The organism is Streptomyces sp. SM1 (assembly GCF_002910825.1).
GTDB lineage: Bacteria > Actinomycetota > Actinomycetes > Streptomycetales > Streptomycetaceae > Streptomyces > Streptomyces okerensis.
In genome coordinates this window covers 1-10,258 of sequence record NZ_NEUB01000630.1, presented here as the reverse complement: position 1 = coordinate 10,258, position 10,258 = coordinate 1, and the positions used below count along the sequence as shown (strand labels likewise).

Annotated in this window: 10 protein-coding genes; 5 read left to right on the top strand and 5 right to left on the bottom strand. The window is 71.7% G+C overall.

Going from position 1 to position 10,258, the window contains the following annotated elements; translation table 11 throughout:
- From B9S61_RS16025 to B9S61_RS16010, 4 genes are all read left to right on the top strand, one after another.
- A partial coding sequence (locus B9S61_RS16025) for a hypothetical protein (protein WP_146064859.1) occupies nt 1-262 on the top strand: 262 nt, incomplete at its 5' end.
- Nucleotides 259-1,611, top strand: coding sequence for a BREX system ATP-binding protein BrxD (gene brxD / locus B9S61_RS16020; protein WP_103542864.1), 1,353 nt, complete (start codon nt 259-261; stop codon nt 1,609-1,611). The genes B9S61_RS16025 and brxD, both read left to right, overlap by 4 nt.
- A complete protein-coding gene (locus B9S61_RS16015) occupies nt 1,608-3,746 on the top strand; it encodes a DEAD/DEAH box helicase (protein ID WP_103542863.1) in 2,139 nt (712 codons plus the stop codon). Before brxD ends, B9S61_RS16015 begins: the two co-directional genes overlap by 4 nt.
- Before the next feature lie 124 nt (nt 3,747-3,870).
- Entirely contained in the window at nt 3,871-4,344 is a 474-nt protein-coding gene (locus B9S61_RS16010) for a hypothetical protein (RefSeq protein WP_258039681.1), read from the top strand.
- 51 nt (nt 4,345-4,395) lie between these two features.
- Here B9S61_RS16010 and B9S61_RS40865 read toward each other — a convergent pair whose 3' ends face one another.
- The 5 genes from B9S61_RS40865 to B9S61_RS15990 form a co-directional block, all read right to left on the bottom strand.
- Nucleotides 4,396-4,548, bottom strand: coding sequence for a hypothetical protein (locus B9S61_RS40865; RefSeq protein WP_258039680.1), 153 nt, complete (start codon nt 4,546-4,548; stop codon nt 4,396-4,398).
- A 154-nt stretch (nt 4,549-4,702) separates the two neighbouring features.
- Entirely contained in the window at nt 4,703-6,328 is a 1,626-nt protein-coding gene (gene groL, locus B9S61_RS16005; RefSeq protein ID WP_103542861.1) for a chaperonin GroEL, read from the bottom strand.
- A gap of 125 nt (nt 6,329-6,453) precedes the next feature.
- On the bottom strand, nt 6,454-6,762 hold the full coding sequence (groES, locus tag B9S61_RS16000; RefSeq protein WP_003998759.1) for a co-chaperone GroES: 309 nt from the start codon (nt 6,760-6,762) through the stop codon (nt 6,454-6,456).
- Nucleotides 6,763-7,274: 512 nt separating this feature from the next.
- On the bottom strand, nt 7,275-8,087 hold the full coding sequence (locus B9S61_RS15995; RefSeq protein ID WP_258039679.1) for a polysaccharide deacetylase family protein: 813 nt from the start codon (nt 8,085-8,087) through the stop codon (nt 7,275-7,277).
- A complete protein-coding gene (locus B9S61_RS15990; RefSeq protein WP_103542866.1) occupies nt 8,084-9,010 on the bottom strand; it encodes a polysaccharide deacetylase family protein in 927 nt (308 codons plus the stop codon). The genes B9S61_RS15995 and B9S61_RS15990 overlap by 4 nt, the downstream gene beginning before the upstream one ends.
- 90 nt (nt 9,011-9,100) lie before the next feature.
- Between B9S61_RS15990 and B9S61_RS15985 the strand changes: the two genes are divergently transcribed.
- On the top strand, nt 9,101-10,258 hold a 1,158-nt coding region (locus B9S61_RS15985), incomplete at its 3' end, for a methyltransferase domain-containing protein (RefSeq protein ID WP_181007387.1).

The following is a 10,258-nucleotide window of genomic DNA, read 5'->3' as shown; positions in this document are numbered from 1 at the left end:
CGCCGACACCGCCGTGGCCGCCGCGCTCGACGCGCTGCTGACCGCCGGGGGCAAACTGTCGCCGGCGGCGGTCGCCTCGGCGGCCCAGGCCGCCACCGGCAAGTCACAGCGCAACCCGGAGCGGTTCGTCACCGTGCTGGAGCGGCTGCTGAACATCGACGGCTACCCCGTGCTCCAGCTCGTCGAGTCCGGCCGCACCGTCCACCTGGACAAGGAGCTGCTGCGGCAGCAGTTCACCGGCACCGGAGGCACCCCCGTATGAGCACCACCGCAGCCGGCGCCGGCGACGAGCGGCCCGGCATCAGTACCGCGCGCGCCCGTGACGTCGTCGACGCCCTGCGCCGCGGCACCGTTCCGCACCAGGGTCTCGGGCTGTTCGCCGTCGGGCTCGACCGCTTCGCCGAAGCCCTCGACGGCGACCTGTCCACCGTCGCCCGCGGCGGCTCCGCCTTCCACGCGCTGCGCGGCGAGTACGGCTCCGGCAAGACCTTCTTCGCCCGCTGGCTCGCCGAGCGGGCGAAGCGGCGGGGGCTGGCCGTCAGCGAGGTGCAGATCTCCGAGACGGAGACCCCGCTGCACCGGCTGGAGACGGTCTACCGACGGCTCACCGAACGCCTCACCACCGCCACCCACCCGCCGTCCGCGCTGCGCGCCGTCGTCGACTCGTGGTTCTACGCCCTGGAGGAGGAGGTCCTCGACGCGGGAGGGGCCGAGGAGGACGACGAGGCCGGGCTCGGCCGGGCGGTGGACGAACTGCTGGAGCGCAGGCTCGCCGACGTCGCCCGTACGACCCCCGCCTTCTCCGCCGCGCTGCGCGGCTACCGGGACGCCGTGGCGGCCGGCGACGGGGCACGTGCCGAGGCGCTGATCGCCTGGCTCGGCGGGCAGAAGTCCGTCGCCGCCGCGGCCAAGCGCGCGGCCGGGGTGCGCGGCGACCTGGACCACTTCGGTGCACTGGGCTTCCTCCAGGGGCTGCTGACGGTGCTGCGGGACTGCGGGCACCCCGGACTGCTGCTCGTGCTCGACGAGGTGGAGACCCTCCAGCGGGTGCGCGGTGACGTGCGGGAGAAGTCCCTCAACGCGCTGCGCCAGTTCCTCGACGAGATCGACGCCGGCCGGTTCCCCGGGCTCTTCCTCGTCATCACCGGCACCCCGGCCTTCTACGACGGGCAGCAGGGCGTACAGCGCCTCGCACCGCTCGCGCAGCGGCTGGCGACGGACTTCACGACCGATCCGCGCTTCGACTCCCCGCGCGCGGTACAGCTCCGGCTGAGCGGCTTCGACCTCGCGTCCCTGGGCGAGCTGGGCCGCAAGGTGCGGGAGGTGTACGCGGCGACGGCCCACCACCCCGAACGGGTCGCCCTGCGCGCCGACGACTCCTACCTCGACGAACTGGCGCGTGCGGTGACCGGCTCGCTGGGCGGCAAGGCCGGTATCGCGCCCCGGCTCTACCTGCGCAAGCTGGTCGCCGACGTCCTCGACCGGATCGACACGTTCGACGACTTCGACCCCCGTGCCCACTACACGCTCACCGTGAACACCTCGGAACTCGACGAGGTGGAGCGCAGCGCGGCCGCGAGCGCCGGGGACGTGGAGCTGGAGCTGCCGTGAGCGCCGACGCGCTGGACCTGCTCGACCCGATCCTCACCCACCACATCGTCAACTCGCTCGGCTGGCGCTCACTGCGGCCGTTGCAGCAGGAGGCGATCGGACCGGTGCTCGCCGGACAGGACGCCGTGCTGCTGGCGCCGACCGCCGGCGGGAAGACCGAGGCCGCCGTCCTCCCCCTGCTCACGCGCGCGCAGCGACAGGGCTGGAAGGGCACCGGCGTCCTGTACGTCACACCGCTGAAGGCGCTGCTCAACAACCTGCACCCCCGCCTGGAGACGTACAGCGGCTGGGTGGGGCGCACCGCCGAGCTGTGGCACGGCGACATCGCCTCCACCCGCCGCCGCCGCATCCTGGCGAACCGCCCCGACATCCTGCTCACCACGCCCGAATCGCTGGAGGCGATGCTGGTCAGCACCCACGTGGACCACCGGGCGTTCTTCTCCGGGCTGCACAGTGTGGTCGTCGACGAGGTGCACGCCTTCGCGGGCGACGACCGGGGCTGGCACCTGCTCGCCGTGCTGGAACGCCTCCAGCACGTCATCGGGCGGCCGGTACAGCGCATCGGCCTTTCGGCCACCGTGGGCAACCCGCGTGAACTGCTGGACTGGTTGCAGGGGTCGGGGCGGGGCGTGCGTCCGGGTCGGGTCGTGGCACCGGGGGTGTCGCTGCCGGACGCCGGCGCGGCGGACACACCGCCGCCGCCGGGTGATGTCGAGCTGGACTACGTCGGCTCCGTCGCCAACGCCGCCACCGTCGTCGCGGCCCTGCACCGGGGCGAGAAGCGCCTGGTCTTCTGCGAGAGCCGGCGCACCGTCGAGGAACTGGGCGAGCAGCTCCGACTGCGCGGTGTGACCACCTTCCTCTCGCACGCCTCCCTCTCCACCGACGAACGGCGCCGCGCGGAGGAGGCGTTCGCCGAGGCCCGGGACTGTGTCATCGTCTCCACCAGCACCCTCGAACTCGGCATCGACGTCGGCGACCTGGACCGGGTGATCCAGCTCGACGCCCCGGCGACGGTCGCCTCCTTCCTGCAACGCCTGGGCCGCACCGGACGCCGCCCCGGCAGCCGGCGCAACTGTCTCTTCCTCGCCCTGGACGACGAGGGCTTCCTGGCCGCCGCGGCCCTGCTCCTTGCCTGGTCGCGCGGCTGGGTGGAACCGGTGACCCCGCCCCCCGAGCCGCGGCACCTGGTGGCCCAGCAGCTGCTCGCGCTGTGCCTCCAGGAGCACCGGGTCGGAGAGAACCTGTGGCAGGAGTGGTGGGGCGGCCTCGGCGTGTTCGGCGCCGCCGCCGAACCCGTCGTACGGCACCTGGTGGAACAGGGCTATCTGGAGCGCGACTCGGGCACCCTGTTCATCGGGCCGGAGGCCGAACGGCGTTTCGGGCAGCGGCACTTCATGAACCTGACGGCCTCGTTCACCGCGCCGCCCGAGTTCACCGTGCTCAGCGGGCGGACGGAGATCGGCCGCACCGACCCGGACCTGCTCACCGAGGAGACCGACGGTCCGCGCAAGCTGCTGCTGGCGGGACGCAGTTGGCTGGTGACGTACATCGACTGGCGGCGCCGGCGCTGCTTCGTGGAACCCGTGGACGAGGGCGGGCGTGCCAAGTGGAGCGGCTTCGGGGCGCCTCACATCCGGTCGTTCACGCTGACCCGTACGGTGCGTGACGTGCTGCTCGGCGAGGACCCACCCGTGTCCCTGACCCGGCGGGCGGAGGCGAAACTCGCGGCGGCGCGGGAGAGTCACCGGGACGTGGTGCATCCGGCCGGCCCCGTCATCACCCGCCGGGGGGACAGTGACGTGCGCTGCTGGACCTGGGCCGGGCACCGGGCGAACGCGACGCTCGCCGCGTCGCTCCCCTCCGTCGTCCTGCGCCACCGGCTCCTCGACGACCGCTTCGTCCGGCTGCGCGACGACGTCACCCCGCAGTCGTGGCGTACGGCGGTGTCGGACGCCGGGACGGGCCTGACCCTGCCGGACGTGGATCCGCACGCCGTACGGGGTCTGAAGTTCGCGGAGGCACTGCCCGCACGGCTGGCGGAGGCCACTCTCGCCGCCCGGCTGGGCGACGCCGACGGAGCGCGTGCGGCCCTGGCGGAACCGGTGCGCTTTCTGCTGCGCCCGGCCGACTGACCCCCCACCGCTCTCGGCAGGTGCCCACGCTTCTCGCTGCTGACACTCATGCTCATGTGGTCCCGACCTGCGCACTACCCCAGACAGGTCTATATATGACATACAGCGTCAGAAGGGGCAGTCGATGCGAAGATTCGGTGCAGTGGCAGCCTGTGCGACAGCAACCATGGTGTGCGGGCCGGCGATCGGCGGCTGTGCCGTCGAGGACGACAGTTCCACTCCGGCCCCGAAGAAGGGCACTCCCACCACGGAGCAGCAACAGGCCGAAGGCCAGGGTGAGGAGCCGCAGAGCGGGCGGCCGGAAGCGTCGGGCCGCGAACGCGAGGATCTCGCCAGCTTCGAGATCGACGACCGCTCCCAGGCCGGGTTCGAGAACATCTGGGTCACCCGGACCATCACGAACCGGAGTTCGGAGAAGTCGAACTACACCTGGGAGTGGGAGGCCGTGGGTCCGGACGGCAAGCGGCTCTACAACTCGACCGAGTTGGCCACCGACGTGCAGCCGGGGCAGACGGCCACGGGTGAGTCGCCCACCACGCTCAAGACCTCGGGCGTGACCGTCAACATCACGGAGTTCGACCGCAGCAAGGCGTGGTGAGCAGCCCGCAGCCCTGCGCCGGCCAGGTGACGGAGTGCGGCCGTGGGGCGGCTAGTCGCCGCCACCGCCGTCGCCCCCTCCCCCTCCGTCACTGCCACCGCTTCCGTCACCGCCGTCTCCGCCGTCACCACCCCAGCCGTCGCCGCCGGATTCGTTGTCCTCACCGCCGGTCCCGAGGTTGCTGAACCAGGGGGCGTCCCACACCGGCTCTCCTCCCCCGTGGGAGCGGTGGGAGCGGAACCGGGCCGTGCCCGTCGTGTCGCCGAGGCCGAAGGAGATCGGGGCATGGCAAAGGCCCGGTTCCCGTCCGGACGGACGGGAACCGGGCCCTCACTCAGCTACCGGCGACCTTACGTCGTCAGTGGGAGTGGCCGTGGCTGTGTCCACCGGCGGCCGGCTCCTCCTCTTCCTTCTTCTCCACGACCAGGGTCTCGGTCGTGAGGAGCAGGGAGGCGATGGAGGCGGCGTTCTCCAGCGCGGAGCGGGTCACCTTGACCGGGTCGATGACGCCGGCCTTGACCAGGTCGCCGTACTCGCCGGTGGCGGCGTTGTAGCCGCTGCCCTTCTCGAGCTCGGCGACCTTGGAGACGATGACGTAGCCCTCGATGCCGGCGTTCTCGGCGATCCAGCGCAGCGGCTCGACGGCGGCCTTGCGGACCACGGAGACACCGGTGGCCTCGTCGCCGGTCTTGCCGAGGTTGCCCTCGAGGACCTTGACGGCGTGGACCAGAGCGGAGCCACCACCGGAGACGATGCCCTCCTCGACCGCGGCGCGGGTCGCGGAGATGGCGTCCTCCAGGCGGTGCTTCTTCTCCTTCAGCTCCACCTCGGTGGCGGCGCCGACCTTGATCACGCACACGCCGCCGGCCAGCTTCGCGAGGCGCTCCTGGAGCTTCTCGCGGTCCCAGTCGGAGTCGGTGGTCTCGATCTCGGCCTTGATCTGGCCGATGCGACCGGTCACGTCCTCCTTCTTGCCGCCGCCGTCGACGACCGTGGTGTCGTCCTTGGTGACGGTGACGCGGCGGGCGGAGCCGAGCACGTCCAGGCCGACCTGGTCGAGCTTGAGGCCGACCTCCTCGGCGATGACCGTGGCGCCGGTGAGGACGGCCATGTCCTGCAGCATCGCCTTGCGGCGGTCACCGAAGCCGGGCGCCTTGACCGCGACCGCGTTGAAGGTGCCGCGGATCTTGTTGACGACCAGGGTCGACAGGGCCTCGCCCTCGACGTCCTCGGCGATGATCAGCAGCGGCTTGGAGGCGTTGGCCTGGATGACCTTCTCCAGCAGCGGCAGCAGCTCCGCGATGGAGCCGATCTTGCCCTGGGTGATCAGGATGTACGGGTCGTCGAGGACGGCCTCCATGCGCTCCTGGTCCGTCACGAAGTACGGCGACAGGTAGCCCTTGTCGAAGGCCATGCCCTCGGTGAAGTCCAGCTCCAGACCGAAGGTGTTGGACTCCTCGACGGTGATGACACCGTCCTTGCCGACCTTGTCCATCGCCTCGGCGATGAGCTCGCCGACCTGCTCGTCCTGCGCGGACAGCGCGGCGACGGCGGCGATGTCGGACTTCTCGTCGATCGGACGGGCCGACGCGAGCAGGTCCTCGGAGACCGCGGCGACGGCGGCGTCGATGCCCTTCTTCAGGGCGGCCGGGGAAGCACCCGCGGCGACGTTCTTCAGGCCCTCGCGGACCAGCGCCTGGGCCAGCACGGTGGCGGTGGTGGTGCCGTCACCCGCGATGTCGTTGGTCTTGGTCGCCACCTCCTTCACCAGCTGCGCGCCGAGGTTCTCGTACGGGTCCTCGATCTCCACCTCGCGGGCGATCGTGACACCGTCGTTGGTGATGGTGGGGGCGCCGAACTTCTTGTCGATGACGACGTTGCGGCCCTTGGGGCCGATCGTCACCTTCACCGTGTCGGCAAGCTTGTTGACGCCGCGCTCAAGGGCGCGACGGGCGTCCTCGTCGAACTTCAGGATCTTCGCCATGGGAGCGGTTCAGCCCTCTCGGAAAACGTGGGTGACACGAACTGCGCCCCTGACGCCCGGCTTCATAAGGTCGCGGGGGCCCGGGGCGCAGCTCAAAAGCAGGTGCTTCGGTGGAAGCGGGTGAACTACTTCTCGATGATCGCGAGGACGTCGCGAGCCGAGAGGACGAGGTACTCCTCGCCGTTGTACTTCACCTCGGTGCCGCCGTACTTGCTGTACAGCACGATGTCGCCGGTCTTGACGTCGAGCGGCAGGCGCTCGCCGTTCTCGAAGCGGCCCGGGCCCACGGCCAGGACGACGCCCTCCTGGGGCTTCTCCTTGGCAGTGTCCGGGATGACCAGGCCAGAGGCGGTGGTCTGCTCGGCGTCGAGCGGCTGGACCACAATGCGGTCCTCGAGCGGCTTGATGGCAACCTTGGAGCTGGTGGTCGTCACGATCCGACCTCCCCCTTCGGAGATCTCACGGGGTTAACTGTCTGAGGTGGCGACCAGGTGGATCCGTCGTCGCGGGTGCCGGACCTGCCCGTCGCGCATTGGCACTCTCCAGTGGGGAGTGCCAGATCCGAGACTATGACCGGGATTAGCACTCGGTCAAGCGGAGTGCCAGTTGCCGTGCGGCGCGTCGGGCGTTGGGGGCGGTTTTTGCACCGGGTTGTGCAGTCGGCGGTGTTGCAGTGACCGTCACTGGGGGCTGCGCCCCCGGGCCCCCCTTCGGCCCTGAACGGGCCTCGTCCTCAATCGCCGGACGGGCTGAGAGGTGAGCGGTGCCCGCCGGTGACCGCCGGACGGCGGGAGTACCGGCCGTACCCGCCAGCGACCGCCGGACGGCGGGAGTACCGGCCGTGCCCGCCGGTGACCGCCGGACGGCGGGAGTACCGGCCGTACCCGCCGGTGACCGCCGGACGGCGGGAGTACCGGCCGTACCCGCCAGGGCTGCCGGGCCGGGGTCAGTGGTGGCCTGGGGCGTAGTCCTCCAGCTTTCCTACCCTCAGATCCCGCTTCTCCAGCTCCCCCAGCAGCCGTGTCGTCCGTTCCGCCAGTGACAGGGTGGGAGCCTCGCCGGACGGTACGGAGATGATGTCGCCGGGGTTCAGGTGGTGGGGGCCGTGGGTGTAGGTGAGGTGGCCGTCGGGCTCCAGGGTGGCCCGCCACATGACCACGGCCGCGATGCCGCAGTCGGCGGCGGCGCGCAGGGTGGTGGTGTCGTACGTGCCGTAGGGCGGGCGGAAGAGGCGGGGTCTGATGCCGAAGCGGGACGTGAGCTTGCGCTGCTGGCCGCAGATCTCGGCGCGCTGACCGGCGTAGGGCAGACCGCGCAGGGCGGGATGGTCCAGGGTGTGGTTCTGCAGGCTCGCGCCGACCGCGCGCAGGCGGGCGAAGTGGGCGTAGCCGGGGCCCATCACACTGTCCGTCAGGAACATGCTGACGGGGAGCCGGCGTTCGCGGACCAGATCGATGAAGCGGGGGTCGCGTTCGACGCCGTCGTCGTAGGTGAGGAAGACGACCCGGTCGCCGGTCGGGACGTGGTCGATGACGGGCGGGAAGGCGGCGGACGGGGAGGCGGCGCCCGTACCCCCCGGTCCGGACGGCGCGGAGAGTCCGGACGGCGCGGAGAGGCCCGACGGCCGGTCCGGAGGAGCGGCCGACCCGTGCGAAGGAGCCGCCGCCGGGCGGCCGGCCGGCGCGGCGTCGCATCCTGCGGTCAGTGCGGTGACGGCGGCTGCCACGAGGGCCGTCAGGGCGGCCCTCGCCCGCCTCACAGGTAGTCCTCCAGCCGCGCCACCGCGTAGCCCTCGGCCGTGACCTTGTCGAGGAAGCGGCGGATCATGTCCGGCATCGTGCCCTTCCAGTCGTCGCGGCCCCGGAAGTGGGTGAGGACGATGTCACCCGGGTGCAGCGAGCGGTCCCACTCGCGGTACTCCCAGCGGTCGACGAAGACCTCCTCGTTCCAGAGGGGGACGTGGGTGATCCCGCAGGACTTCGCGGCGCGCAGGGTGTTCTTGTCGTAGTTGCCGTAGGGCGGGCGGAAGAGGGCGGGGCGCTCGCCGTACCGCTTCTCGATGATCTTCTGCATGCCGCAGATCTCGCGCGTCTGGCGGGCGCGGGACAGGGCGGGAAGGTAGGGGTGGTGGAGGGTGTGGTTGTGCAGGCCCACGCCCCTGTCCTGCATCTTCTTGAAGTAGCCGTAGTCCTCCTTGACGAGGTAGTCGCTGAGGAAGGCGGTGTACGGGATCCTCAGTTCGCTCATCATCCGCAGGAACGCCGGGTCCTTCTCCTCGCCGTCGTCGATGGTGAGGAAGAGGATCTTCTCCTTGGTGGGGACGGTGGTGAAGACCGGGGGGAGTCCGAGGCGGCGGTGGCCGTCGACCTCGAAGCCGTCGCGGGTGGTGATCTCCGGCTTCTTCGCCGGGGGTGCAGGCGCCGTCAGGGGCACCTTCTTCAGGCCCCAGCGTTTCGCGGCGGCGACCCTCGCGGCGTGCGCGGCGCGCAGCTTGGTGGCGTAGGAGTCGAGCGCGCGGGCCGGGGGCGCCTGGAGGGGCTGCTGGCCGCCCGCCGGTTCGGCCGTGTCGCCACCGCCGCCCTGTCCGCAGGCCGAGGCGACGGTGGCGAGAGCGAGTACGGCGAGACCGGTCCGTGCACCACGCGGCGGCCACTTTTTATCGTTTTGTCCTACTGCTCGCATGGGGCCGGATCCTCGCAGCCGGACGGTCCGGACCCGGTCCGACACCGCGGCCGGAGGCGTACGGTCCACCGACTGGCCCACAATGACCCGGTGAACGACCTCGCCCCCCTCCTCACCCCCGAAGGCCGCGCCCTCCTCGACGAGGTGCGCGACACCGACCCCGCGCACGAACTCGCCGTCGCGACCCGGCTGCGCCGCGAACACCCCGCCGAGCTGGTGTCGGCCGCGCTCGGCCAGGCACGGCTGCGGCAGCGGGCGGTGGCGAAGTTCGGCGCCGAGGACGCCCGGCGGATGTTCTTCACGCCGAACGGGGTCGAGCAGTCGACCCGGGCGAGTGTGGCGGCGTACCGCGCCGAGTGTCTCCGGGCCAAGGGGGTACGGTCCGTCGCCGACCTGTGCTGCGGGATCGGCGGTGACGCGATCGCGTTCGCCCGCGCCGGGATCCGGGTCCTGGCCGTCGACCGGGATCCGGCGACCTGTGCGGCGGCCCGCGCCAACGCCGACGCGCTCGGTCTCGCCGGCCTGATCGAGGTGCGCGAGGCCGATGTGACGGAGGTGGACACGGCCGGCTACGACGCCGTGTTCGTCGATCCGGCCCGGCGGTCCTCCCCACGCGGCCGGATCTTCGATCCGGAGGCCTACTCTCCGCCGCTGTCCTGGGCCGTGTCCGCCGCACTCGCGGCACCGGTCGGCCTGCTGAAGATCGCGCCCGGCATCCCGCACGAGGCGATCCCCGCGGAGGCGACGGCCGAATGGGTCTCGGACCACGGACACGTGAAGGAGGCCGTGCTGTGGTTCGGCCCGGACGTGACACCGGGGGCACGGCGGGCCACGCTGCTGCCCGCCCTGGCCGGCATCTACGTGACCCCCGGCACCATGCTCCCGGACCCCGGGGTCCGGCCGGTCGGGAGGTACCTGTACGAGCCGGACGGGGCCGTCATCCGCGCCCACCTGGTCGCCCAGGTGGCCGAGGACCTGGACGGCGGGCTGATCGACGCGACCATCGCCTACGTCACCGCGGACGCGTACCGCCCGACGCCGTACGCCACCGCCTACGAGATCACCGACCGGCTGCCCTTCGGCGTCAAGAAGCTGAAGGCGCTGCTGCGGGAGCGCCGCGTCGGCACCCTGACCGTCAAGAAGCGCGGCTCGGCCGTCGAGCCGGAGGAGCTGCGCCGCAAGGTGCTGCCCAAGCCGCACGGCACCGCCTCCGTCACCGTGTTCCTCACCCGCGTCGACGGCGCCCCG

What these genes read in the sequence shown, in the direction of transcription:
- B9S61_RS15990 (WP_103542866.1), bottom strand. Translation starts at nt 9,010, where the DNA reads ATGCGAGCAGTAGGACAAAACGATAAAAAGTGGCCGCCGCGTGGTGCA.
- B9S61_RS16010 (WP_258039681.1), top strand. Translation starts at nt 3,871, where the DNA reads ATGCGAAGATTCGGTGCAGTGGCAGCCTGTGCGACAGCAACCATGGTG.
- groL (WP_103542861.1), bottom strand. Translation starts at nt 6,328, where the DNA reads ATGGCGAAGATCCTGAAGTTCGACGAGGACGCCCGTCGCGCCCTTGAG.
- brxD (WP_103542864.1), top strand. Translation starts at nt 259, where the DNA reads ATGAGCACCACCGCAGCCGGCGCCGGCGACGAGCGGCCCGGCATCAGT.